This window comes from Rhodopseudomonas sp. G2_2311 (assembly GCF_047501505.1).
GTDB lineage: Bacteria > Pseudomonadota > Alphaproteobacteria > Rhizobiales > Xanthobacteraceae > Rhodopseudomonas > Rhodopseudomonas palustris_H.
In genome coordinates this window covers 101,026-126,931 of the sequence record NZ_JAZDRK010000008.1, presented here as the reverse complement: position 1 = coordinate 126,931, position 25,906 = coordinate 101,026, and the positions used below count along the sequence as shown (strand labels likewise).

General features: G+C 65.4%; 20 protein-coding genes. 12 read left to right on the top strand and 8 right to left on the bottom strand.

What is annotated here, in order from left to right; translation table 11 throughout:
* Nucleotides 1-93 precede the first annotated feature (93 nt).
* The 6 genes from VRZ08_RS13385 to VRZ08_RS13360 all read right to left on the bottom strand — a co-directional run bounded on the left by VRZ08_RS13385 (nt 94) and on the right by VRZ08_RS13360 (nt 8,959).
* Complete coding sequence (locus VRZ08_RS13385) at nt 94-867, bottom strand: SDR family NAD(P)-dependent oxidoreductase (protein WP_414532835.1); 774 nt, start codon at nt 865-867, stop codon at nt 94-96.
* 270 nt (nt 868-1,137) lie between these two features.
* On the bottom strand, nt 1,138-2,280 hold the full coding sequence (gene pimD, locus VRZ08_RS13380; RefSeq protein ID WP_414532834.1) for a pimeloyl-CoA dehydrogenase small subunit: 1,143 nt from the start codon (nt 2,278-2,280) through the stop codon (nt 1,138-1,140).
* A 168-nt stretch (nt 2,281-2,448) separates the two neighbouring features.
* On the bottom strand, nt 2,449-3,639 hold the full coding sequence (pimC, locus tag VRZ08_RS13375) for a pimeloyl-CoA dehydrogenase large subunit (protein ID WP_011159252.1): 1,191 nt from the start codon (nt 3,637-3,639) through the stop codon (nt 2,449-2,451).
* A 162-nt stretch (nt 3,640-3,801) separates the two neighbouring features.
* A complete protein-coding gene (locus VRZ08_RS13370) occupies nt 3,802-4,989 on the bottom strand; it encodes an acetyl-CoA C-acyltransferase (protein ID WP_264074259.1) in 1,188 nt (395 codons plus the stop codon).
* A 31-nt stretch (nt 4,990-5,020) separates the two neighbouring features.
* Nucleotides 5,021-6,679, bottom strand: coding sequence for a dicarboxylate--CoA ligase PimA (gene pimA, locus VRZ08_RS13365; RefSeq protein WP_107356483.1), 1,659 nt, complete (start codon nt 6,677-6,679; stop codon nt 5,021-5,023).
* Nucleotides 6,680-6,859: 180 nt separating this feature from the next.
* Nucleotides 6,860-8,959 (bottom strand): 3-hydroxyacyl-CoA dehydrogenase NAD-binding domain-containing protein, encoded by a 2,100-nt coding sequence (locus VRZ08_RS13360; protein ID WP_264053032.1) that lies wholly within the window; start codon nt 8,957-8,959, stop codon nt 6,860-6,862.
* A 132-nt stretch (nt 8,960-9,091) separates the two neighbouring features.
* Between VRZ08_RS13360 and VRZ08_RS13355 the strand changes: the two genes are divergently transcribed.
* The 8 genes from VRZ08_RS13355 (at nt 9,092) to VRZ08_RS13320 (ending at nt 17,825) form a co-directional block, all read left to right on the top strand.
* Nucleotides 9,092-9,958 carry an IclR family transcriptional regulator gene (locus VRZ08_RS13355; protein ID WP_011159256.1) on the top strand — a complete coding sequence of 289 codons (867 nt, stop codon included), beginning with the start codon at nt 9,092-9,094 and terminating at the stop codon, nt 9,956-9,958.
* Nucleotides 9,959-9,988: 30 nt separating this feature from the next.
* A complete protein-coding gene (locus tag VRZ08_RS13350) occupies nt 9,989-10,789 on the top strand; it encodes an ABC transporter ATP-binding protein (RefSeq protein ID WP_107356485.1) in 801 nt (266 codons plus the stop codon).
* On the top strand, nt 10,786-11,499 hold the full coding sequence (locus VRZ08_RS13345; RefSeq protein WP_012497117.1) for an ABC transporter ATP-binding protein: 714 nt from the start codon (nt 10,786-10,788) through the stop codon (nt 11,497-11,499). The genes VRZ08_RS13350 and VRZ08_RS13345 overlap by 4 nt, the downstream gene beginning before the upstream one ends.
* Nucleotides 11,500-11,509: 10 nt before the next feature.
* Complete coding sequence (locus tag VRZ08_RS13340) at nt 11,510-12,388, top strand: branched-chain amino acid ABC transporter permease (RefSeq protein ID WP_414532832.1); 879 nt, start codon at nt 11,510-11,512, stop codon at nt 12,386-12,388.
* A gap of 2 nt (nt 12,389-12,390) precedes the next feature.
* Complete coding sequence (locus VRZ08_RS13335) at nt 12,391-13,410, top strand: branched-chain amino acid ABC transporter permease (protein ID WP_107345466.1); 1,020 nt, start codon at nt 12,391-12,393, stop codon at nt 13,408-13,410.
* A gap of 201 nt (nt 13,411-13,611) precedes the next feature.
* Nucleotides 13,612-14,844, top strand: coding sequence for an ABC transporter substrate-binding protein (locus VRZ08_RS13330; protein ID WP_414532831.1), 1,233 nt, complete (start codon nt 13,612-13,614; stop codon nt 14,842-14,844).
* A gap of 171 nt (nt 14,845-15,015) precedes the next feature.
* Entirely contained in the window at nt 15,016-16,251 is a 1,236-nt protein-coding gene (locus VRZ08_RS13325; RefSeq protein WP_107356488.1) for an ABC transporter substrate-binding protein, read from the top strand.
* Between the two features lie 344 nt (nt 16,252-16,595).
* Nucleotides 16,596-17,825, top strand: coding sequence for an ABC transporter substrate-binding protein (locus VRZ08_RS13320; protein WP_107356489.1), 1,230 nt, complete (start codon nt 16,596-16,598; stop codon nt 17,823-17,825).
* A gap of 93 nt (nt 17,826-17,918) precedes the next feature.
* On the opposite strand, the gene VRZ08_RS13315 is transcribed toward VRZ08_RS13320, so the two are convergent.
* Nucleotides 17,919-18,419 (bottom strand): ferritin-like domain-containing protein, encoded by a 501-nt coding sequence (locus tag VRZ08_RS13315; protein WP_107345470.1) that lies wholly within the window; start codon nt 18,417-18,419, stop codon nt 17,919-17,921.
* Between the two features lie 277 nt (nt 18,420-18,696).
* Here VRZ08_RS13315 and VRZ08_RS13310 point away from each other — a divergent pair, with 277 nt between their 5' ends.
* The gene (locus tag VRZ08_RS13310; RefSeq protein WP_414532830.1) at nt 18,697-19,743 is read left to right on the top strand and encodes a transporter; all 1,047 of its coding nucleotides are present in this window, start codon (nt 18,697-18,699) and stop codon (nt 19,741-19,743) included.
* 188 nt (nt 19,744-19,931) lie between these two features.
* Nucleotides 19,932-21,935 (top strand): carbohydrate porin, encoded by a 2,004-nt coding sequence (locus VRZ08_RS13305; RefSeq protein WP_414532829.1) that lies wholly within the window; start codon nt 19,932-19,934, stop codon nt 21,933-21,935.
* Nucleotides 21,936-22,081: 146 nt separating this feature from the next.
* Here VRZ08_RS13305 and VRZ08_RS13300 read toward each other — a convergent pair whose 3' ends face one another.
* Nucleotides 22,082-23,254: a M20 aminoacylase family protein gene (locus VRZ08_RS13300; RefSeq protein ID WP_414532828.1), complete on the bottom strand. Its 1,173-nt coding sequence runs from the start codon at nt 23,252-23,254 to the stop codon at nt 22,082-22,084.
* Nucleotides 23,255-23,378: 124 nt separating this feature from the next.
* Here VRZ08_RS13300 and VRZ08_RS13295 point away from each other — a divergent pair, with 124 nt between their 5' ends.
* Together VRZ08_RS13295 and VRZ08_RS13290 are read left to right on the top strand one after the other, a co-directional pair.
* Nucleotides 23,379-24,998: a GMC family oxidoreductase gene (locus VRZ08_RS13295; protein ID WP_414532827.1), complete on the top strand. Its 1,620-nt coding sequence runs from the start codon at nt 23,379-23,381 to the stop codon at nt 24,996-24,998.
* Complete coding sequence (locus VRZ08_RS13290; protein ID WP_414532826.1) at nt 24,998-25,903, top strand: alpha/beta fold hydrolase; 906 nt, start codon at nt 24,998-25,000, stop codon at nt 25,901-25,903. The genes VRZ08_RS13295 and VRZ08_RS13290 overlap by 1 nt, the downstream gene beginning before the upstream one ends.
* Nucleotides 25,904-25,906 lie beyond the last annotated feature (3 nt).

The following is a 25,906-nucleotide window of genomic DNA, read 5'->3' as shown; positions in this document are numbered from 1 at the left end:
AGCATCGCAATGCTGTGCTTCACAGCAACGTCGGCGGTTATGGATTCCGGGTTCGCTCACTTCGTGAGCGCCCCGGAATGACGATGGAAAGGCCTACACCGACGCGGTCGTTACGCCGCCGTCGATCACGATGGTCTGGCCGGTCATGAAGGTCGAGGCGTCGGAGCCCAGATAGGCGACGGCGCCGGCGATTTCGTGCGGCTCGCCGATCCGGCGCAGCGGGGTGCCGGCGGTGCGGCGCTTCAGGTTAGCTTCGTCTTCCCACAGCGCGCGGGCGAAGTCGGTCTTGACCAGGCCCGGCGCGATGGCGTTGACGCGGACGCCCTTCGGGCCCCATTCGCCGGCCAAGCTGCGGCACAGCGCGAAGTCGGCGGCTTTCGAAATGCCGTAGGCGCCGATCACGGTGGAGCCGCGCAAGCCGCCGATCGACGAGATAATCACCACCGAGCCGCTGCCGCGCTCGGCCATCTGCGGAATCGCGCGGGCGCACAGCCAGATGTTGCTCTTGACGTTCGAGGCCATGATCTTGTCGAACGCCTCGTCGGCGATATCGAGCAGCGGGCCGTAATACGGGTTGACCGCGGCGTTGCAGACCAGGATGTCGACCTTGCCGTATTTGGCGGTAGCGCCGTCGATCAGCCCCTCGACCTCGGCCTTGCGCGAGATGTTGCAGGCGATGACGTGCGCATCGCCGCCCTCCCTGCGGATGCCGTCAGCCACTTCCTCGCAGGCGTCAGCCTTGCGGCTCGAGATCACCACCTTGGCGCCGAGCTTGGCCAGCAGCTCCGCCGACGCCCGCCCGATGCCCCGCGACGAGCCGGTGACGACGGCGACCTTGCCGGTGAGATCGAACGGATTGAGGGTCATGGCGAGGCTCCCTGGGACTTGTTGTTGATTGTTACTTATGGCGGAACGCGGCAGCCCCGCGTGACCACGTCATGCGCGGGCTTGACCCGCGCATCCATCGTCTTGGGATGGATTGCCGGGTCGAGCCCGGCAATGACGAGGATGTTGTCGTCATTCCGGGGCGCGAGCGGAAGCCCGCGAACCCGGAATCCCGAGGTTGTTTGTGCGGCCGAGATTCCGGGTTCGCTCACTGTGGTGAACGCCCCGGAATGACCCGTTGAGAGACCTTCCTCAGATCAGCCCGCCGCCGGCGCTGACGCGGGCGAGGTGGTGATCGGTGTCGCCGAAGGTCTGCTCGATCATGGTCAGCCGCTTGAAGTAGTGGCCGATCTTGGCTTCCATCGTCATGCCGATGCCGCCGTGGAGCTGGATCGACTGCTGGCCGACGAACTTGCCGGACTTGCCGATCTGCACCTTCGCGGCCGCGATCGCGCCGGCGCGTTCCTTGGCGTCGTCGAACTCGGCCGCCATGGTGGCGAACATCGCCATCGAGCGGGCCTGTTCGGTGGCGACGAACATGTCGGCGGCGCGATGCTGCAGCACCTGGAAAGAGCCGATCGGCACGCCGAACTGCTTGCGGGTCTTGATGTACTCGACCGTGGTGGTGAGCGATTCATCCATCAGGCCGACCGCTTCGGCGCACAGCGCGGTGCGGGCGTCGTCGACCACCGCTTCGATCAGCTCGAGCGCGTTCTCCGGATCGCCGATCGCCGCATCGGCACCGACCTGAACGCCGGTGAAGGTGATGTCGGCGGCGTGCAGCCCGTCCTGGGTCGGATAGCCCTTGCGGGTGATGCCCTTGGCATCGGCCGGCACCAGGAACACGCCGATGCCGGCGCGGTCACGCTGGCCGCCCTTGGTGCGGGCGGTGACGATCAGGGTGTCGGCGGCTTCGCCGTTCAGCACCACGAACTTCTCGCCGTCGATCACCCAGCCGTCGCCGTTCTTCTTGGCGGTGGTGGAGACGTCGCCGAGATCCCAGCGCGAGTTCTTTTCGAGCTGGGCGAACGCGAAGGTCTTGGAGCCGTCGATGATGCCGGGCAGATGCGCCGCCTTCTGTGCGGCCGAACCGGCGCGGCGCAGGAAGCCGCCGCCGATCACCACGGTCGGCAGATAGGGTTCGAGCACCAGCGCGTGGCCGAGCGCTTCCATGACGATCATGGTCTCGACCGCGCCGGCGCCGAAGCCGCCGTCTTCCTCGGCGAACGGCAGGCCGAGCAGGCCCTGCTCGGCGAACTTGCCCCACACCGCGCGGCTCCAGCCACCCTTCTCCTTGGCGTACTTCTTGCGGCTGTCGAAATCGTAAGATCCCTTCAGCAGGCCTTCCACGCTTTCCTTGAGGAGGCGCTGCTCCTCCGACAAATCAAAATCCATCGTGATGCTTCCTTGAAGTCCGAAAGTAATCCTGAGCGAAACGCGCACCTTTCGTCATTCCGGGATGCGCCCTCTTGGGCGCAGGCCCGGAATCCATACTCCCGGCAGGGGTTATGGATTCCGGGCTCGCTCACTTCGTGAGCGCCCCGGAATGACAGCGGCGGGGCCTTACAGCCCGAGCACCGCCTTGCAGATGATGTTGCGCTGGATCTCGTTGGAGCCGCCGTAGATCGAGACCTTGCGGTTGTTGAAGTAACCGGGGGCGATCTGGGCGGTCCAATCCATCGTCTCGTTCGAATCGTCGTCGCCATGGACGTCGTAGGGCGCGGCGAACGGGCCGATCACTTCCATCAGCAGCTCGGTGGTCGCCTGCTGGATCTCGGAGCCCTTGATCTTCAGCACCGAGGACGCCGGGTTCGGTTTGCCCTTGCCGTGCTTGCCTTCATCGGCGACGACGCGGAGCTGGGTGAGCTCGAGCGCCTTCAGCTCGATCTCGACCGCCGCCAGCTTGTCGCGGAACTTGGGATCCTCGATCACCGGCTTGCCGCCGGACTCGACCTGGGCGGCGAGCTGCTTGATGCGGCGGATGCGCTCCTTCGACATGCCGACGCGGGCGATGCCGGTGCGCTCGTTGCCGAGCAGGAACTTGGCGTAGTCCCAGCCCTTGTTCTCCTGGCCGACCAGGTTCTCCAGCGGCACTTCGACGTCATCGAAGAACACTTCGTTGACTTCATGGCCGCCGTCGATGGTCTGGATCGGACGGACGGTGATGCCCTTGGTCTTCATGTCGACCAGGATGAAGGAGATGCCTTCCTGCTTCTTGGCGGCCGGATCGGTGCGGCACAGGCAGAAGATCCAGTCGGCGTGCTGCGCCAGCGTGGTCCAGGTCTTCTGGCCGTTGATGATCCACTTGTCGCCCTTCTTCTCCGCCTTCGTCTTCAGCGACGCGAGGTCAGAGCCCGAGCCCGGCTCGGAGAAGCCCTGGCACCACCAATCATCGACATTGGCGATGCGCGGCAGGAAGCGCTTCTTCTGCTCCTCGCTGCCGAAGGTGTAGATCACCGGGCCGACCATCGACACGCCGAAGGCGAGCGGCTGCGGCGCGGGCGCGGCCTGCAGCTCCTCATTGAAGATGTAGTGCTGCACGCTGCTCCAGCCGGTGCCGCCGTATTCCTTCGGCCAGTGCGTCACCGCCCAGCCCTTCTTGTTGAGAATGCGGTACCACTCGACCATTTCTTCCTTGGTGTTGTGGCGGCCTTCGATCAGTTTCTGCCGCGTCTTGGCCGGCACATTGTCCTTGAAGAACTGCCGCACCTCGTCGCGGAACGCGATCTCTTCTTTGCTGAAATTCAGATCCATCGGATCCTCCTTGGGTCGAATTCGTCTACGAAACTATCATTCGTCATTCCGGGGCGCGCGAAGCGCGAACCCGGAATCTCGAGCTGTTGAGTGGTGCCGCAGCAACATCGGGATTCCGGGTTCGCGAGCTGCGCTCGCGCCCCGGAATGACTCCCGTGAGGCTTACTGCACGATCTCGAACAGGCCGGCGGAGCCCATGCCGCCGCCGACGCACATCGTCACCACTGCATACTTCACCTTGCGGCGGCGGCCTTCAATCAGCGCGTGGCCGGCCAGGCGCGCGCCCGACATGCCGTAGGGATGGCCGACCGAAATCGCGCCGCCGTTGACGTTCAGCTTCTCCGGATCGATGCCGAGCTTGTCGCGGCAATACAGCACCTGCACCGCGAAGGCTTCGTTCAGCTCCCACAGGCCGATGTCGTCGACGCTGAGGCCGTGGCGCTTCAGCAGGCGCGGCACCGCGAATACCGGCCCGATGCCCATCTCGTCCGGCTCGCAGCCGTAGGAGACCATACCGCGGAAGATGCCGAGCGGCTTGAGGCCCTTCGCGGCCGCGGTCTTGTCGCTCATGATCACCGTGGCCGAGGCGCCGTCCGACAGCTGGCTGGCATTGCCGGCGGTGATGGTGAAGCCTTCGCCGCGCACGGCCTTCAGACCGGCAAGGCCTTCGGCGGAGGTATCCGGCCGCGGACCTTCGTCCTGCGACAGGGTGATGTCCTTGAACGACACCGCACCGGTGGCCTTGTCGACGACGCCCATTTTGGTCGAGATCGGCGCGATCTCGTCGTTGAACTTGCCGCCCTGCTGCGCCGCCGCGGTGCGGCGCTGGCTTTCCAGCGAATACTCGTCCTGGCGCTCGCGCGAGATGTTGTAGCGCTTGGCCACGGTTTCGGCGGTGTCGAGCATCGCCATGTAGACGTCGCCCTTCATCGCCTCGAGCGCCGGATCGACAGCGTGGAAGCTGTTCATCTTGTCGTTCTGCACCAGCGAGATCGACTCGCCGCCGCCGCCGACCGCGATCTCGACGCCGTCGAAGATCACCGAGCGGGCGGCCAGCGCGATCGCCTGCAGGCCGGACGCGCACTGACGGTCGATGGTGGTGCCGGCGGTGGTCACCGGCAGGCCGGCGCGCAGCAGCGCCTTGCGGGCGATGTTGCCGCCGGTGGCGCCCTGCTGCAGCGCCGCGCCCATCACCACGTCCTCGACCTCCTTCGGGTCGATGCCGGCGCGCTTCACCGCGTGCTCGATGGCGTGGCCGAGCAGCGTGGCGCCCTCGGTGGCGTTGAGGGCGCCGCGATACGCCTTGCCGATCGGCGTGCGCGCGGTTGAAACGATAACGGCCTCGGTCATATGCAGGCTCCTGCGGGGTTGCTGTTACGAATTACTTGGTCTGTGTCTTGGTGGTGGTCTGCTGGCTGCGCAGTTCGTGGCGGGACAGTTTTCCCACCGTGGTACGCGGCAGTTCGTCGAGAAACTCCACGGCGGTCGGCAGTTCGTGTTTGCCGAGCTTGCCGGTGAGGAAGGCACGCAGCTCGTCGATGCTGAACGGCTGCGCCCCGTCACGCAGCTTGACAAAGGCTTTTGCCGCCTCGCCGCGGTAATCGTCCGGCACGCCGATCACGATCACTTCCTGCACCGCGGGGTGTTCGTAGATCGCCTGCTCGATCATCTGCGGATAGACGTTGAAGCCGCCGGAGATGATCATGTCCTTCTTGCGGTCGACCAGGAAGAAGTAGCCATCCTGGTCCATATAGCCGATGTCGCCGGTGAGAAAACGGTCGCCGACGAAACTGTGAGCGGACTCCTCCGGCCGGTTCCAATAGCCCTTGGTGACGTTCGGGCCGCGGACGCGAAGCTCGCCGACTTCGCCCGGCGGCAGCACGCGCTTCGGATCGTCGAGCGCGACGACATCGAGTTCGATGCCCGGCAGCATCAGGCCGATCGAGCCCGGCTTATCCGGCCCTTCCGGCGGATGGCCGGTGCCGGGCGAGCAGGTCTCGGTCATGCCCCAGCCGCTCTTCAGCTTCAGATTGGTCTTGCGCTCGAACAGCCGCGCAACCTCGACCGGCAGCGGCGCGCCGCCGGAGCCGGCCATCGTCAGCGACGACAGATCGCGCTTCTCCAGCGACGGATCGTTGGCGAGCGCGATCCACATCGTCGGCACGCCCGGGAACACGGTGGCGCGCTTCTCCTCGATGTCGCGGAACACCGCGGCGACGTCGAAGCGCTGATGCAGCGAGATCAGATCGCCCTGCTTCAGGCAGCGCAGCAGGATCACGGTGAGCGCGTAGATGTGGAACAGCGGCAACACGCAGATCACGCGATGAATGCCGCCACTATTGGCGCGCACCAAACCCCAGACGTCGTAGATCGACACCGCCGAGGTCAGGTTGGAATGGGTGAGCATCGCGCCCTTCGGCAGGCCGGTGGTGCCGCCGGTGTACTGCAACAGCGCGATATCGTCCGGCACAATCGCCGGCCAGGCCATGGGCTTGGAGGCGCCCTTGATGAAGTCGGCGTAAGTAATCACCCGCGGATCGCTGGGCAGCGGCGCCAGCGGCGTGGCCGACTCGCCCCAGCTCGCATCGCTGCATACGATCAGGCGGTCGAGCAGCCCCTTGGCGAGAAACCTCTCGGCCATCGGCAACAGCGCGGCGGAATCGGTGGTGATCAGCACCCGTGCGCCGGAGTCGCTGAGCTTGTGCGACAGCGCCCGCTCGCCATCGAGCGGCGACAGATGCACCACGCGGGCGCCGGCCTTCAGCGCGCCGAAGAAATTGATCGGATGGTCCGGGGTGTTGCCGATATACAGCGCGACCGAGGAGTCGCGGCCATAGCCTGCGGCGAGCAGCGCGGCCGCCGCGGTCTCGGCCATCGCTTCGAGCTTGGTGTAGGTGATCTGCCGATCACGAAACTCCAGCGCCGGCCGCGACGCATAGTCCTTCGCGGCCTGCGCCAGCAGATCCGGCAACGTCCCCCTCGCGATTGGCGCATCCCAGCGAACGCCAGGCGGATAGTACTGCTCACCGGGATGGGACATGCGGGCCACTTCGCGATTTGGGGGTGAATTAACGGCTCTTCGTTTCTGGCAGGAATTGCATTACGTCATTTCTCCCCTCCCCCCTTGCGGGGAGAGGTCGGGGGTGGAGGGCCCCGGGCACTATGCCCGAGGCGCCCTCACCCCGGCCCTCTCCCGCAAGCGGGAGAGGGAGAGGAGCGATCACGCCGCGGCCTTGGACGGCTGCGTCAGCGAGGCGAAGGTCTTGCCTTCGGCAGCGAGGCGGGCGAGCAGCGGCGCGGGCTCCAGCGACGGATCGTTGGTGGCCTTGGCGTACGCCGACAGCCGCTCGGCGATGTGCTTGAGGCCGACGCTGTCGGCGTAGTGCATCGGGCCGCCGCGATAGATCGGCCAGCCGTAGCCGTACAGCCAGACCACGTCGATATCGCTCGGACGCGCCGCGATCTTCTCTTCGAGGATGCGGGCGCCCTCGTTGATCATCGGGTACACCATCCGCTCGAGAATCTCCTCGTCGGTGATGTCGCGGCGCTTGAGGCCGAGCTTGGCGAGCGTGTCGTTGATCAGCGTCTCGACTTCCGGATCGGGCATCGGGGCGCGCGAGCCGGCTTCGTACTTGTAGTAGCCCTTGCCGGTCTTCTGGCCGAAGCGGCCGGCTTCACACAGCGCGTCGGCGATCTCCGACTTGATGCCGCGGTCCTTGCGCGAGCGCCAGCCGATGTCGAGGCCGGCGAGATCGCCCATCGCGAACGGGCCCATCGGCATGCCGAACTTGGTGACGACGGCGTCGACCTGCTGCGGCAGTGCGCCTTCGAACAACAGCTTCTCGGACTGCTTGGAGCGGGCCGCGAGCATGCGGTTGCCGACAAAGCCGTCGCAGACCCCGACCACGACCGGCACCTTGGCGATCTTCTTGGCGATCGACACCGCGGTGAGCAGCGCGTCCGGTGCGGTCTTGGCGCCGCGCACGATTTCGCACAGCTTCATCACGTTGGCCGGCGAGAAGAAGTGCATGCCGAGCACGTCCTGCGGACGCTTGGTGGTGGCGGCGATTTCGTCGATCGACAGATACGAGGTGTTCGACGCCAGCACCGCGCCCGGCTTGGCGTGGGCGTCGATCGCGGTGAACACTTCCTTCTTCACCGCCATGGTTTCGAACACCGCCTCGATGATCAGGTCGGCATCCTTGACGTTCTCCAGGCCGACCACGCCGGTGATCAGGCCCATCCGCTTGGCGGGCGCGTCCGCCGGAATGCCGCCGCGCGCTGCGGTGGCTTCGTAGTTCTTCTGCATGATGCCCATGCCGCGCTTGAGCTGCTCCTCGCCGGTCTCGATCAGCGTCACCGGGATGCCCGCATTGGCGAACGACATCGCGATGCCGCCGCCCATGGTGCCTGCACCGATGATCGCGACGCGCGACACCGGGCGCGGCTTGGTGCCGTCCGGCACGCCGTCGACCTTGGCGGCTTCACGCTCGGCGAAGAATGCGTAGCGCTGCGCCTTCGACTGATCGGACACGACGAGCTTCATGAAGCCCTCGCGCTCCTTCTTCAGCCCCTCTTCGAACGGCAGATCGATCGCGGCACCGATCGCGTCGGCGCAGGCGAACGGCGCTTCGAGGCCGCGCGCCTTCTTGGTCATCGCCGCAACCGCATTGGTGAAGATCGAGCGATCGGCCTTGGCAGCCGCGAGCTTGGAATCATCGTCGCGCAGCCGGCGCAGCGGGCGCTTCTCGGCCAGTACCTTCTTGGCGAACGCCACCGCGCCCGCAACCAGATTCTCGACGATCTCTTCGACCAGGCCATGCTTGAGCGCTTCAGCGGCGCCGATCGGGCTGCCGCCGACGATCATCTGCACGGCGAGCTCCGGACCGACCGCGCGCGGCAGGCGCTGCGTACCGCCGGCGCCCGGCAGCAGGCCGAGCTTGACTTCCGGCAGACCGAGCTTGGCTTCCTTGACGGCGACGCGGAAATGGCAGCCGAGCGCGACTTCGAGACCGCCGCCGAGCGCGGTGCCATGGATCGCAGCGATCGTCGGCTTCGGCGAATTCTCCAGCGCGGCGATGACGTCGTTGAGCGCCGGCGGCTGCGCCGGCTTGCCGAATTCGGTGATGTCGGCGCCGGCGATGAAGGTGCGGCCCGCGCACACCAGCACGATCGCCTGCACGGCGGGATCGGCAACGGCGGCGTTGACGTTTTCCAGAATGCCGCGGCGAACAGCCGCACTGAGCGCATTGACCGGCGGACTGTCGACCGTGACGATCGCGACCTGATCCTGCGTTGCGCGTGTGACTACTTCGCTCATGCCGTTCTCCTTGGGTTTGCGTTTCTTAGTTTGTTTCGCACTGCGAAAATTAATTCCACATCTTGACAGCGAGGGTTATTTTGAAGAGCGTCGATTGTCAACGACGTCCATAAAACCAAAAGCCGTGCAGGGATGAAGCGTCCACCGAAGAAACCCGCAACCGACCGCAGTTTCGTGGTGGCTCTGTCCCGCGGCCTGGAAGTGCTTCGCGCATTCGGCCCCAATGACGGGCTGCTCGGCAACCAGGAATTGGCGGCACGCACCAAATTGCCCAAGCCGACGATTTCGCGGCTGACCTACACCCTCACCAAGCTCGGCTATCTCACGCAGGTTCCGCGCTTCGAAAAGTATCAACTCGCGCCGGCCGCGATGTCGCTCGGCTATGCGGCGCTCGCCAATCTCGGCGTCCGGCATTTGTCACAGCCCTACCGCGACGAATTGATGCAGCAGACCGGCGGCGCGGTGGCGGTCGGCGCGCGCGACCGGATCAGCATGATCTATGTCGGCCAGGCGCGATCGAGCCTCACCGTCGGCGTGCAACTCGACGTCGGCTCGCGAATCCCGATCGCCACCACCGCGATGGGCCGCGCTTACTTGTGTGCGCTGCAAAGCGAAGAACGCGCGGTTTTAATGAAGGAAATGCGCGAATACTACGGCAGCCGCTGGCCGCGCATCAAAGAAGGCATCGAACGCTCCGAGGAGATGGTCGCCAAGCACGGCTTTGCGATCTCGGTCGGCGAGTGGCAGGACGACGTGCACGCCGCGGGCGTTGCACTCACACTCAACGATGGTACCGGCCCCTACGCATTCAACTGTGGCGCGCCGGCTTTCCGTTTCACGGAAGAGCGGCTGATCAACGACATTGGACCTCGCCTTGTCGCGATGGTAAGGAAAATCGAAGCGGCGCTCGGGGGAGTAGCTGCGCCGCAACCAAGAAAATCCGATAACAAAAGAACAAAAGGAGGGAAAGTTGCGCGTGTCGTCGAGGGGATCAGGTAGCAAAACGCTGCCTCGACCGGGCCACTGCAAATGATGCAGGCTCAGTCTTCTTCTTCCGCGTCGCCGCTTCTCGCGGTGCGCGACGTCAGCGTCGTGTTCGGTGGCATCGTCGCCCTGAACGGCATTTCTTTCAACATGCAAAAGGGCCAGATCCTCGGACTGATCGGCCCGAACGGCGCCGGCAAGACCACGTTGTTCAACTGCCTGTCGCGGCTGTATCAGCCGAGCAAGGGTGACATCCTGCTCGAAGGCGAGAGCATTCTGACGCGGCCGCCGCACCGCATCGCGGAGATCGGCATCGGCCGCACGTTCCAGAACGTCGCGCTGTTCCCGAACATGTCGGTGATCGACAACGTGCGCGTCGGCGCGCATTGCCGCACGAGCAGCGACATCGTTTCGGATTCGCTGCGCATGCCGTGGATCCGCAGCACCGAGAAGGCGCTGAACAAGAAGGTCGACGATATCCTCGGCTATCTCGATCTGCGCAGCGTCGGCCACACCACGGTGTCGGGCCTGCCGTTCGGCACCCAGAAGCGCGTCGAGCTGGCGCGCGCGCTCGCCGCTGAACCGAAGATCCTGCTGCTCGACGAGCCGGCCGGCGGTCTCAATCACGAGGAAGTCTATATCCTCGGCGACCTGATCCGCCGCATTCGCGACGACCGCGGCATCACCGTGCTGCTGGTCGAACACCACATGGGCATGGTGATGTCCACAGCCGACTACGTGGTCGCGCTCAATTTCGGACGCAAGCTCGCAGAGGGGACGCCGACCCAGGTGCAGAACGACCCGGATGTGATCAAGGCCTATCTGGGGAGCAAAGACGAACAATGACCGCGATGCTCAACGTTCGCGACCTGCGCGCCTATTACGGCCAGGTCCAAGCGCTGCACGGGCTCGAATTCGACCTGCACGAAGGCAGCCTCACCACCCTGCTCGGCGCCAACGGCGCGGGCAAGACCACCACGCTGCGGGCGATCTGCAACATGGTGCGCTCGACCGGCACGATCGAGTTCGAAGGCAAGGCCATCAACCGAAGCTCGACGGAATCCATCGTCAAGCTCGGCATTGCCCATGTGCCTCAGGGCCGCGGCACCTTCACCACGATGACGGTGGAGGAGAATCTGCAGCTCGGCGCGATGACCCGCAAGGATACCAAGGCGATCGCCTCGGACATCGAGCGGATGTACGCGCACTTCCCGGTGCTCAAGCAGCGCCACACCCAACAGGCCGGCACGTTGTCCGGCGGTGAGCAGCAGATGCTCGCGGTCGCCCGCGCGCTGATGCTGCGGCCGCGGCTGATGCTGCTGGACGAGCCCTCGTTCGGCCTCGCGCCGCTGATCGTGCGGGATCTGTTCAAGATCCTCGGCAAGATCAACCGCGAGGACAAGGTCACCATCCTGGTGGTCGAACAGAACGCCCAGCTCGCGCTCGAACTCGCCGACAAGGCGTATGTGATCGAGACCGGGCGGATCGTGATGTCTGGCAATGCGGCGGAAATCGCCAGCAACGAAGACGTCCGCAAATCTTATCTGGGCTACTGAGGAGACGGCCATGGATCTGTTTCTGAACCAAATCCTGGCTGGCATCGCCACCGGTGCGATCTATGCCTGTATGGCGCTCGCCGTGGTGATGATCTACCAGGCGATCGACCACCTCAACTTCGCCCAGGGCGAAATGGCGATGTTCTCGACCTTCGTCGCCTGGCAGCTGATGCAGTGGGGCGTGCCGTATTGGGGCGCGTTCGTGCTGACGCTGGCATTCTCGTTCGCGGGCGGCGTGATCATCGAGCGGGCGCTGTTCAAGCCGCTCGGCAACGCGCCGGTGCTGACCCACGTCGCGGGCTTCATCGCCCTGTTCGCGATCATCAACTCGGTCGCGGGCTTGACCTGGGACTTCACCATCAAGCAGTTCCCGTCGCCGTTCGGCTCCTCGCCGTTCCTCGGCAGCCAGCTGATCTCGACCCACCAGGCCGGGATGATCGGCGTCACCATCGTGCTGCTGATCCTGCTGTTCCTGTTCTTCCAGTACACCAGGATCGGTCTGGCGATGCGGGCGGCGGCGGCGCAGCCTGAATCGGCGCGGCTGGTCGGCATCAACACCTCGTGGATGATCGCACTCGGCTGGGGCATGGCGGCCGCGATCGGTTCGATCGCCGGCATGCTGATCGCTCCGGTGGTGTTCCTCGAGCCCAATATGATGGGCGGCGTGCTGATCTACGGGTTTGCCGCAGCGGTGCTCGGCGGTCTGTCCAGTCCGTTCGGCGCAGTGGTCGGCGGCTTCCTGGTCGGCGTGTTCGAGAACCTCGCGGGCACCTACATCCCGGGTGTCGGCAACGAACTCAAACTGCCGATCGCCCTGGCGCTGATCGTCACCGTGCTCGTCGTGAAACCCACTGGCCTGTTCGGCCGCACCATCGTCAAGCGAGTCTGAACATGAGCGCACTCCAGGAAATCGTCAACGATACCCAGCCTGTCGAGACCACGCCGAAGAAGTACATGGCGCTCGGCAACACCGCCTCCGTCGTGGTGGTGCTGCTGCTGTGTCTCGCCCCGCTGGTCGCCAAGAACTTCATCATCTTCCAGATGACGATGGTTCTGATCTACGCGATCGCCGTGTTGGCGCTGAACATCCTGACCGGCGGCTCCGGCCAGTTCTCGCTCGGCCAGAGCGCGTTCTACGCGGTCGGCGCCTACACCTCGGCGATCCTGATGGAGAATTTCGGCGTCAACTACGCGTTGACGCTGCCGATCTCCGGCGCGATCTGCTTCATCTGCGGCTATCTGTTCGGCCTGCCGGCGCTGCGATTGAGCGGCATCTATCTGGCGCTCGCGACCTTCGCGCTCGCCACCGCGATGCCGCAGCTCCTCAAGCTGCACTACTTCGAGCACTGGACCGGCGGCGTCCAGGGTCTGGTCATCACCAAGCCCGACGCGCCGTTCGGCCTGCCGATGTCCCAGGATATGTGGCTGTACTACTTCGTGCTGGTGGTCTCGATGGCGATCTACGTCGCCTCGGTCAACCTGCTGAAGTCGCGCTCCGGCCGGGCCATGATGGCGATCCGCGACAACGAAATCGCGGCTTCGGCGATGGGCGTGGACGTGGCGCGCTACAAGACGCTGGCGTTCGGCATCAGCGCCGGCATCACCGGCGTCGCCGGCGGCCTCGGCGCCATCGCGGTGCAGTTCGTCGCGCCGGACAGCTACACCATCCAGCTCGCGATCGCGCTGTTCCTCGGCATGGTGGTCGGCGGTGTCGGCTGGCTGCCGGGCTCGATCGTCGGTGCGGCGTTCATCGTGTTCGTGCCGAACATCGCGGAAGGCTTTTCCAAGGGCCTGTCCGGGGCGGTCTTCGGCGTGATCCTCGTCCTGATCATCTTCCTGCTGCCGCACGGCTCGCGGCAGATCGCCTACACGGTGCAGAACTGGGTGCACAAACTCGGCCGGCGGGCATAACCCGCCCGCACCGACCACTGCCAGCCCCTCGCGACCCGTTCGCGAGGGGCTTTTTCTTTGCCCGCGCTATGATCCGTGCCGCCCCTGCACCTTCAGCGGAGCTGTTGCCCGATAGGAGGGTGTCCCGAAAGACATGGCGGGCGTATGCAGGACGCCAACGAAGCGCGCCGCTGTCCGCGCGCGCCACGATCCGATCGAGCCATGTCGCCCTTAAGCTTCTGCCGTGCGCGCCGAGGCGCGCTGCTGGCGCTGTCCGCCGCCGTTCTCGCCCTTGCCTCTCCGGCCCGCGCCGAGAGCCCTACGGCGACAGGCGCCGCCACAATCCGCATCGGCAATCTGATGCCGTATTCGGGACCGGCATCTGCCTATTCGATCGTCGGCCGGATCGAGCAGGCCTATTTCAAGATGATCAACGATCAGGGCGGCATCAACGGCCGGCCGATCGAGTTCATCTCGTATGATGACGGCTACAATCCCGCTAAGGCGGTCGAGCAGGTGCGCAAGCTGGTCGAGCGCGACGAGGTGCTGATGGTGTTCAGCGCGATGGGCACGCCGTCCAACGCCGCGATCCAGAAGTATCTGAACCTCAAGCAGGTGCCGCAATTATTCGCCGCCAGCGGCGCCACCCGGTTCGGCGATCCCAAGACGTTTCCCTGGACGATGGGCTGGCAGCCGCCGTACCAGACCGAAGGCCGGGTCTATGCCAAGTACATCCTGGCGACCAAGCCGAACGCACGGATCGCGGTGCTGTACCAGAACGACGACCTCGGCCGCGATCTGCTCAAGGGCCTCAAGGACGGGCTCGGCGAGCGGGCCACGTCGATGATCGCCGCAGAAGAGAGCTACGAGGTCACCGAACCGTCGGTCGACAACCATTTGGCGCGGATGAAGGCCTCGGGCGCCGACGTGTTCGTGTCGATCACCACGCCGAAGTTCGCCGCCCAGAGCATCCGCGCCGCCGCCACGCTGGAGTGGCATCCGCTGTATGTGCAGGCGCTGGTGTCCGCCTCGATCGCCGCGGTGATCCGGCCCGCCGGCGTCGACGCCGCCCAGGGGCTGGTCTCGGCCGCCTATAACAAGGACGCGGCCGATCCGCAGTGGCGCGACGATCCGGGCATGAAGCGGTTCCACGCCTTCCTCGACGCCTATGCACCGGACGTCGACCGCGGCGACAATTCGGTGGCCTACGGCTATGGCGCCGCGCAGTGCCTCGTCGAAGTGCTGCGCCGCGCCGGCGACGATCTCAGCCGTGCCAACATCATGAAGCAGGCCGCCAGCCTTCAGGGCTACGCGCCCGACACCCTGCTGCCGGGCATCACGGTGAACACCGCTGCGGACGACTTCCATCCGATCGAGCAGCTCCGGATGATGCGGTTTTCCGGCGACCATTGGGACCTGTTCGGCCCGGTGATCGGCGGCGAGCTGCGCAACTAAGCTGCGCTCTCCTACAGCCTGCCGATTTATCGCCCTGCGGCATTTGGCTGCCTGCCGCAGTGCGGTTGTAATTCCGCTTTTGGTTGCTGCATACGCGAGAAGCGTGTTCAATCGGCTCCGGACCTCGACGTCCACACAAGAAGAATCGAAAATCCCAAGGAGCCTGTATTGATGCCCACCTTCCGTTCGCGCGCGCTTGCCGCCTCGGCAGCCGTCGCCGTCAGTTTTGCCGCATTCACCGGCACCGCTTTCGCCCAGAAGAAATACGACACCGGCGCGTCCGACACCGAGATCAAGATCGGCAACATCATGCCCTATTCGGGGCCGGCGTCGGCTTACGGCACCATCGGCAAGACCGAGGAAGCCTATTTCCGGATGATCAACGAACAGGGCGGCATCAACGGCCGCAAGATCAACTTCATCAGCTACGACGACGCCTACTCGCCCCCGAAGGCGGTGGAGCAGGTGCGTAAGCTGGTCGAGGGCGATGAAGTGCTGGCGGTGTTCAACCCGCTCGGCACCCCGTCGAACACCGCGATCCAGAAGTATCTCAATGCCAAGAAGGTGCCGCAGCTGTTCGTCGCCACCGGCGCCAGCAAGTGGAACGATCCGAAGGCGTTCCCGTGGACGATCGGCTGGCAGCCGTCGTACCAGAGCGAGGCGCAGATCTACGTCAAGTACATCATGAAGGAGAAGCCGAACGCCAAGGTGGCGATCCTCTATCAGAACGACGATTTCGGCAAAGACTACCTGAAGGGCACCAAGGACGGCTTCGGCGAGAAAGGCGCCTCGATGATCATCGCCGAGGAAGCCTATGAAATCTCCGAGCCGACCATCGACAGCCACATCGTCAAGCTGAAGTCGCTCAATCCTGACGTGTTGCTGATCTACACCACGCCGAAGTTCGGCGCGCAGACCATCCGCAAGACCGCCGAGCTCGGCTGGAAGCCGATGCAGATCCTCACCAACGTATCGGCTTCGGTCGGCAGCGTGATGCAGCCCGCCGGCTTCGACAACGCCCAGGGCGTGTTGTCGGCCAACTACGCCAAGGATCCGACCGACCCGCAGTGGGACAACGATCCGAGCTTCAAGAAGTGGCACGCCTTCGTCGACAAATACATGCCGGGCGCCAACAAGGCCGACGGCAATCTGGTGTATGGCTACGGCGCCGCCCAGACGCTGCACAAGGTGATCGAAATGTGCGGCGACAACCTGACCCGCGAAAACCTGATGAAGCAGGCTGCCAGCCTGAAGAACTTCGAGCCGGACACGTTGCTGCCGGGCGTCAAGATCAACACTTCGCCGACCGACTTCGCTCCGATCAGCCAGCTGCAGATGATGCGGTTCAAGGGCGACAAGTGGGAGCTGTTCGGCGACATCATCTCGGCGGATGCGCCGACCAACTGATCGTCTGCCCGATCACGGCTGATTCTCATTCGTCCCCCGGCAAGCGATTGCCGGGGGATTTTCTTTGCGCCGAAGCCACGCGGCACACAACGATCGGGCGGCTCCGCACAACCCGCGCGAGCGGGTGCAGCGCACCAACGCCGAACCGGATCGATAATCTGGTAGTTCTACTGACCTATTAGTTCGCTTTCGGTGACTTCGCATCGCAACATTACGTAGTGCGACGTCATAGCTATCGACGATGCTTGCTGGCCCATTCGGGAAGGTGTTGAATGTTTGCCATAGGGCCACCAAGAGCCCGCACCCGACACAACAATCACACATCCAAGAAAAGGGAGTCAGAAATGCCTTCACTCCGTTCGCACGCGGCTGCGCTTTCCGCGGCAGTTCTCCTCAGTTTCGCAGCCTCGAACGGCGCGCTCGCGCAAAAGAAGTACGATCCGGGCGCAAGCGATACCGAAATCAAGATCGGCAATATCATGCCCTACAGCGGCCCCGCTTCCGCCTATGGCGTGATCGGCCGCACCGAGGCCGCCTATTTCAAGATGATCAACGACAAGGGCGGCATCAACGGGCGCAAGATCAACTTCATCAGCTATGACGATGCCTATTCGCCGCCGAAGACGGTGGAACAGGCACGCAAGCTGGTCGAGAGTGACGAAGTTCTGCTGATCTTCAACTCGCTCGGCACGCCACCGAATTCGGCGATCCACAAATACATGAACAGCAAGAAGGTGCCGCAGCTGTTCGTCGCCACCGGCGCCAGCAAGTGGAACGACCCGAAGAATTATCCGTGGACGATGGGCTGGCAGCCGAACTACCAGAGCGAGACCCAGATCTATGCCAAATACATTCTGAAGGAGATGCCGAACGCCAAGATCGCCGTGCTGTATCAGAACGACGACTACGGCAAGGACTATCTGAAGGGCTTCGAAGACGGTCTCGGCGCCAAGGGCCAGTCGATGATCGTGATGAAGGAGAGCTATGAGGTCTCCGAGCCGACGATCGACAACCACATCGTCAAGCTGAAATCCACCGGCGCCGACGTCTTCATCAACATCACCACGCCGAAATTCGCCGCCCAGGCGATCAAGAAGCTGGCCGAAGTCGGCTGGAAGCCGACGCACTTCCTCAACAACGTCTCGGCTTCGGTCGGCAGCGTGATCAAGCCGGCAGGCTATGAGAACGCCCAGGGCGTGATCTCGGCGGCCTATCTGAAGGACGTCTCCGACGACCAGTGGAAGGACGACGCCGGCATGAAGGAGTTCCTCGCCTTCATGGACAAGGAGTTCCCGGAGGGCAATAAGCTCGATGGCGGCACCGTGGTCGGCTACGGCGTGGCGCAGACGCTGGTCGAAGTGCTGAAGAAGTGCGGCGACAATCTCACCCGCGAGAACGTCATGAAGCAGGCCGCCAGCCTGAAGGACTACCGCACCGAAGTGCTGCTGCCGGGGATCAAGATCAACACCTCGGCGACCGACTTCGCACCCGTCAGCCAGCTGCAGCTAATGCGCTTCAAGGGCGAAAAGTGGGAGCTGTTCGGCGACGTCATCAGCGCCGACGTCGGCGGCTGATCCTCACGGACGAACCATCACGCAGAAGCCCCGGGCAGCAATGCCCGGGGCTTCGTCGTTTCGATCCGCCGATAGCCTGCGAGACGCGGCCGCTTACGCCGCAGCCTCGTAATTGACTTCGCTCTCGGCCAGCTTGGAGAGGGTCATGTCGGTGGTCTTCTCCTGCTGCAGCGTCTGGTCGATCAGCTTGACCGCATCCTTCATGCCGAGCAGCCCGGCCCAGGTCTTCAGCGTGCCGTAACGAGAGATCTCGTAGTGCTCGACCGCCTGCGCGGCCGCGAGCAGGCCGGCATCGAGCGCCTCGGTGCCCTTGTACTCGTCCATGATCTCCTTGCCCTCGTCGAGAATGCCGAGGATGGCGTCGCAGGTCTTGCCGCGGGCCGGCTTCTCGAGCAGTTCGAACACCTGCTCCAGCCGCTCGATCTGGCCCTCGGTCTCAGCGAGATGCTTCTCGAACGCGGCGCGCAGCTTGTCCGAGGTGGCGGCCTTGGCCATCTTCGGCAGCGCCTTCAGGATCTGCTTCTCGGCGAAATAGATGTCCTTCAAGGTGTCGAGGAACAGGTCGTTGAGGTCCTTGTCTTTGGTGGCGGCCATACTGTGAACTCCGTCGTGAATGGGTGTGGCGCTGTCAGTCCACCCGCCCAACGCGACCTTCCGAGGATTGTTCCTGGTAATCGCTGCCGGCTCGGCACTGTCATCCCACCGTCAAATCGCCGAGGCAAAATCGTCATTCGTTCGTGCAGGGTGACGAGAATGATCTGCGACAGCCGCCCCACCTTTTCGGTCGCCACAGCTTGCGTCGCCAGATCTCGCGTCGCCACCCTGCTGGTCCTGCGCAGCGTCGCGCTGCGTTCGGTCTGATCGCGTCCCGATGCCCACCGTGCTGCCGCTCGCGGGTGACATCCGCTTCAGCATCCCTGGGGTGGAAGCCGCCGGCGGCGAAGCTGCGCGTCCGCCGGTGCCGGGCCTGATCTGGGCGTTCCGGATCGGCCCCGACGGCGCCGCGCATAGCGGAGCGGACGGCACCTTTGCGCCTGAACTGCATGACGGCTGGACCTGGCTGCACCTCGATCTCACCGACAGCCGCGCGCTGCAGTGGATCGGCGGCACCGCGTTGCCGCCGCCGGCCAAGACGCTGCTGCAAGCCGCCGATGTCTATCAGCAGATCCACAGCCTCGATGGCTGCGTGTACGGCGCGATCGCCGACCTCGGACGCGGCATCGAAGAAATCACCGAGGACATCGGGCTGCTGCGCTTCGTGATGACCGAGCATCTGGTGATCACCGGCCGCCACCAGCCGCTCGGCGCAGTCGACGCCGCCCGGCGGGCGCTGGAAAGCGGCCACCGGGTCGAGAGCTGCGCCGGCCTGTTCGACCTGATCGTCCACAACGTCGCCGAGGCGATCGAAGCGATCGCCGACGACATGGTGCAGGCGCTCGACCAGCTCGAGGAAAAACTGCTCACCGACGACACCGACGAGCTGCGCCAGGGCCTCGGCCGGCTGCGCCGGAGCTGCGTCCGGCTGCACCGGCATCTGTCGGGCCTGCGGGTGCTGCTGCACCGGTTCGACCGTGACGGCGCCGAACTGGCACCGCGGCTGCGGCCCTGCGCCGGCAAGCTGGCGCAGCGGCTCGACGGGCTGGACCATTCGGTAGTCGAGATGCGCGAGCGCAGCCGGCTGCTGCAGGAAGAGCTGCACCTGCAGATCGAGGAGCAGGGCAACAACAGCCTGCGGGTGCTGTCGGTGCTGACCGCGCTGCTGCTGCCGCCGACCCTGGTCACCGGCATGTTCGGCATGAACCTGCACGGCCTGCCGTTTGCCGAGGACGGCGGCGGTTTCGGCTGGGCGCTGGTGATCATGCTGCTGTCGTCGATCGTCGCCTATGTGGTGATGAAGCGTTTCGGCCTCATCAGGTAACCCAATCCCGTGTGCCCGCCGTTCCGACCCCAGCCGCCCGTTGCGGCACCCCACCGGCCTGCCCCGGTCCCCGTTGTGGCCCGGCGGCTACGCCATTGTGAAATCTGTGGGCGTGGCCGATCGGTGGCCGCGCCCCGCCGATCGCTGTGATACGGGACGCAGCATCGAATACCAGGACGATCCAGCGCGTGCGAAACACTCTGCTCTTTCCGATCCTCACTGCCGCCACGGTCTGCGCCGCGCCCGCCGGCGCGGCCGATCTCGCGCGCAAGGCGCCGGAGGCCCCGCGCGCGGTGTTCGACTGGAGCGGGTTCTATATCGGCGCGCATTTCAGCGCGGTGGCCGGTCACTCCAACTGGAGCTCCACCCCCGCCGGCGGCAGCGGCTCGATCGATCTGTTCGATGCCTTTCAGCTGTTCAAGGGCACTGGCAGCTACGTGATCGGGCTGCAGGCCGGCTACAACTGGATGTTGCCGTCGCGCTGGCTGATCGGCATCGAGGCCGACCTCAATTCGCCCAACACCCTCGGCGGCAATACCCTGCCGTCGGGCACGGTCGGCGGCCACGATCATCAGGCGCTGCTCGGCGGCACCGTGCGCGGCCGGGTCGGCTACGCGTTTGGCGGCTGGCTGCCTTACGTCACCGCCGGCTTTGCCTGGAGCTACGACCGGCTACGCTGGCCGCCAGATCCGGCGCTCGCGCAGCAGGAGACAGCGCTGCTGTGGCGGCTCGGCTGGGCCGCCGGCGCCGGCGTCGATGTGCCGCTGTCGCCGGCCTGGAGCGCACGCGCCGAATATCTGGCGACCGGGTTCGGCTCCGGCACCGTCAGCTTCCCGATCGCCGGCCAGAGCGTGTCGTCCGACGTACTGACCCATGCGGTCCGGCTCGGCCTGAACTATCGGCTCGGCGAGGACCTGACCAAGTCCGACGTGTTCACCAAGGGCATCGATGCGCTGGAGCTGGAGCGCTTCGCGGTGCATGGCCAGAGCACCTTCACCTGGCAATACGCGCCCGGCTTCCGCTCGCCGTATAGCGGCACCAACAGCCTCGCCCCGAACCAAGCGCGCGAGACCTTCGACGCCACGCTCTATATCGGCGCCAAGCTATGGGACGGCGCCGAATTCTGGGTCAATCCGGAGATCAATCAGGGCTTCGGCCTCAGCGGCACCTTCGGCATCGCGTCGTTCCCGAGCGCGGAGTCGTACAAGGTCGGCGCCAACTATCCGTATGCGCGGGTGCCGCGCTATTTCGTCCGCCAGACGCTCGATCTCGGCGGTGCGGTCGAGACCGTGCAGGGCGGGCCGAACCAGTTCGCCGGCAAGCAATCCGCCGAGCGGATCGTGATCACCGCCGGCAAGTTCTCGGTCGGCGACATCTTCGACGTCAACAAATACGCCCATGACCCGCGCGTCGACTTCCTCAATTGGGGCCTCGCCGACGCGCTGACCTTCGACTACGCGGCCGATGCCTGGGCGTTCACCTACGGCACCGCGGTCGAGTGGTACACCGGCGCCTGGACGGTGCGCGGCGGCGTGTTCGATCTGCCGCAGACGCCGAACAGTACCGACCTCGATTCCAGCTTCGGCCAGTTCCAGCTGATCGGCGAACTCGAACATCGCCACGAGCTGTGGGGCCTTGCCGGCAAGGTGCTGGTCACCGGCTTCCTCAACCGCGCCCGGCTCGGCAACTTCACCGATGCGGTCCGTGCCGCGCAGGCGACCGGCACGACGCCGAGCATCGCCGACGTGCGCCGCTACACCTCCAAGACCGGCCTGTCCGCCAGCCTGGAGCAGCAGCTCACCGCCGACATCGGCATGTTCGCGCGCGCCGGCTTCAGCAGCCCAAACCTCGAGACCAACGCCTTTACCGATTCCGACCGCACTGTGTCGGCCGGCCTGTCGCTGTCGGGACGGATGTGGGGCCGCGCCGACGACACCATCGGCATCGGTGGCCTGCTCAACCACATCTCGGCGTCGCGGATCGCATATCTCGACGCCGGCGGCCTGACCGCGATCATCGGCGACGGCCGCCTGCCCAACCCGGGCGACGAGAAGGTGTTCGAAGCCTATTACAGCCTGCCGGTGTATTCGTGGCGGTTGACCGCGGACTATCAGTTCGTCGCCAACCCGGCGTTCAACCGCGACCGCGGCCCAGTCCACCTGATCGCCACACGACTGCGTACGCAGTTCTGAACGCGACGTCCCAAAACTCCGTCATGCCCGCGCTTGTCGCGGGCATCCACGTCTTCAAGGCTCGCAAAGGAAAAGACGTGAATGGCCGGGACGAGCCCGGCCATGACGCCATTGAAGGGGACCGACGCAGGCGAACATTGGCGCAGTCACGCCGCCAGCTGGGTCTCGACCAGACGCACCCAATACGAGGTGCCGTACACAATCGCCTCGTCGTTGAAGTCGTAGGCCGGGTGATGCAACCCGGCGCTGTCGCCGTTGCCGATGAACACGAATGCGCCCGGCCGCTTCTCCAGCATGTAGGCGAAATCCTCGGCGCCCATCAGCGGCGGCAGCGGCACCACATTGGCCTCGCCGGCAACGTCGCGCGCGACCTGGATCGCCACGTCGGTCTCCGCCATGTGGTTGACCAGCACCGGATAGCCGCGCTCGTAGGTGAGCTCGATCCTGGTACCGGTCACCTGGGCGACACCGGCGACGACGTCGCGCACGCGCTGCTCGACCATGTCGCGTACCTCGGCCGTCATCGTCCGCACCGTGCCCTTCAGCTCGGCGTATTGCGGGATCACGTTACGGGCGTTGCCGGCGTGAAATTCGCACATCGACAACACCGCGGCTTCAAACGGATCGACGTTGCGCGAGACGATGCCCTGCAGCGCGGTGATCAGTTGCGCGCCCGCCAGCACCGGGTCGACGCACAGATGCGGCCGCGCGGCGTGGCCGCCATGGCCTTCGATACGGATGTCGATCGCATCGGTCGCCGCCATCACCGGCCCAGGGCTGATCGCAAACGCACCGACCGGAATGCCGGGACCGTTGTGCATGCCATAGACCTGATCGATGCCGAACCGCTCCATCAGGCCGTCGTCGATCATCGCCGCGGCGCCGGCACCGCCCTCCTCGGCCGGCTGGAAGATCATCACCGCATCGCCGGCGAAGTTGCGGGTCTCGGCAAGATAGCGCGCGGCGCCGAGCAGCATCGCGGTATGGCCGTCGTGGCCGCAGGCGTGCATTTTGCCCGGCACCTTGGAGGCATAGGGCAATCCGGTCGCCTCGACGATCGGCAGCGCGTCCATGTCGGCGCGGAGCCCAATCGCCTTGAGATCGCCGGTGCCGGCCGGGCGAGCACCGCGGATCACGCCGACCACACCGGTGCGGCCGAGCCCGGTGACCACCTCGTCGCAGCCGAATTCGCGCAACCGTTCGGCGACGAACGCAGCGGTGCCTTCGACGTCGTACATCAGCTCCGGCTGCTGATGCAGCGTGCGGCGCCAGGCCGCGATGTCGGGCTGCAGATCGGCGACGCGGTTGATCACGGGCATGAGACGATGCGGCTCCAGTTATCGAAGCCTGCAGGCTAACCGCCCCGTCCCGCTCCGGCAACTGTACAGCGCCGGCCCGCGGCGCTAAGCCTCTGCGCAACGACAAAATGCACGGGCGGACTCGATGACGGCACGGATCGAAGGCGAATTCGACACCATCGTGGTGGGTGCGGGCACCGCAGGTTGCATCGTTGCCAACCGCCTATCCGCCGATCCGAGCCGGAAGGTGCTGCTGCTCGAAGCCGGCGGCCGCGACAACTGGATCTGGTTTCACATTCCGGTCGGCTATCTGTTCGCGATCGGCAATCCACGCTCCGACTGGATGTTCAAGACCGAGCCCGAGCCGGGCCTGAATGGTCGGTCATTGGCCTATCCGCGCGGCAAGGTGATCGGCGGCTCGTCGGCGATCAACGCGATGATCTCGATGCGCGGCCAGGCCGCCGATTACGACCATTGGCGCCAGCTCGGCCTCACCGGCTGGGGCTGGGACGATGTCCGCAAGGTGTTCCGCCGGCTCGAAGACCACTTCCTCGGTGACAGCGAGCATCACGGTGCCGGCGGCGGCTGGCGGATCGAGGCGGCGCGGCTGTCATGGCCGATCCTCGATGCGGTCGCGAACGCAGCCTGCGAGATGGGAATCCCGCGCAGCGCCGACTTCAACACCGGCGACAATGAGGGCGTCGGCTACTTCCACGTCAATCAGAAGCGCGGCCGGCGCTGGTCGTCGGCCCGCGGCTTTCTCAAGCCTGCGCTGCGCCGCTCCAACCTGCGGCTCGAAACCAATGTCGTGGTCGACCGCGTACTGGTCGAGAACGGCCGCGCGGTCGGCGTCCGCTTCCTGCAGAACGGCGTGCCGGTCGAAGCCCGCGCCCGCCGCGAGGTGGTGCTGTGCGCCGGCGCGATCGGCTCGATCCAGGTGCTGCATCGCTCCGGCATCGGCCCGGCCGAATGGCTGAAGCCGCTCGGCATCGAGCCGGTGCTCGACCGCCCCGGCGTCGGCCGCAACCTGCAGGACCATCTGCAGCAGCGCGCGATCTACAAGGTCAGCGGCGGCCGCACGTTGAACGAGATCTATCACTCGCTGCCCCGCCGCGCCTGGATGGGGCTGGACTACGCGCTGCGCCGGCGCGGCCCGCTCACCATGGCGCCGTCGCAGCTCGGCATCTTCACCCGCTCCGATCCGCATCAGGAGCGCGCCAACATCCAGTTCCACGTGCAGCCGCTGTCGCTCGACAAGTTCGGCGATCCGCTGCATCGCTTCCCGGCGATTACCGTCAGCGCCTGCAACCTGCGCCCGACCTCGCGCGGCGAGATCAAGCTGAAATCCACCGCGCTCGACGCCGCGCCGTCGATCGCGCCGCACTATCTGTCGACCGCCGAAGACTGCCGCGTCGCCGCCGATGCGATCCGCGTGACACGGCGGCTGATGAAGCAGCAGGCGCTGGCGACGTATCATCCGGAGGAGTATCTGCCCGGCCCGTCGGTCGGCGACGACGACGCCTCGCTCGCCAAGGCCGCCGGCGACATCGGCACCACGATCTTCCATCCCGTCGGCACCGCCAAGATGGGCCGCGCCGACGATCCGCTCGCGGTCGTCGATGAACGCCTGCGCTTCCACGGCCTCGATGGCCTGCGCGTCGTCGACGCCTCGATCATGCCGACGATCACCTCCGGCAACACCAACACCCCCACCGCGATGATCGCCGAGAAGGGCGCGACGATGATTTTGGAGGATGGGAAGTAATGGATCTGATCCATCGGCATCGCCTCTGGATCGATGACGCCGGCGTGCGGATCGCACTGGTGCGTTGGGGCGCCGCCGATCCGGGCAAGCCAGTCGCGCTGCTGTTGCATGGCACCGGCTTCGTCGGTGAAATCTGGGACGAGATCGCGAACGGCCTCGCCGCCCGCTACACGGTCTATGCCCTCGACCGCCGCGGCCACGGCGCCAGCGACAAGCCCGGCCGTTATCACTTCGCGGATTTTGCATCCGACCTCGCCGCGGCGATCGAAACGCTGGGACTGTCCAACATCTACGGCATCGGCCATAGCGCCGGCGCGACCGACCTGCTGCTCGCTGCCAAGCTGCTGCCCGACCGCTTTGCCCGTCTGTTCGTGATGGAGCCGACGGTGATGGACCCGAGCGTCGCTCCCGGCAGCGATGCGCGGCTAAGCGATCAGGCCGAGGCCGCGGTCACCGGTGCGCGGCGCCGGCAGGGCGAATTCGCCAGCGCCGCCGCGGCTTTCGAACGCTACCGCAACGCGCCGGCGTTCGCCCCATGGTCGGAATACGCGCTGCGCGCCTACATCACCCACGGCTTCGCGCACCTGCCGGATGGCCGGGTGCGGCTGCTGTGCAGTCCGGACGTTGAAACCGAGATCCTGCGGCCGATCTTCGAGGCGATGGAGCAGGTCTATCGCGGCGACGCGCGCGGCAATCCATTCGGATGGCTGCGCGAGCTGAATAACTGCCCGGTGCGGATCGCGACCGCCGAACACTCCTGGCCGATCTACGAGGAGATGGCGGCGCGGGCGAGCGCATTGATACCTGGCGCGAGCCGAATCGCGTTCGATGGCGTCGGCCACTGCGTCGCGCAGGAAGCGCCGGCGCGTCTGCTCGCCGCTCTGCAGGACTTTGCAGACGCCTGATTG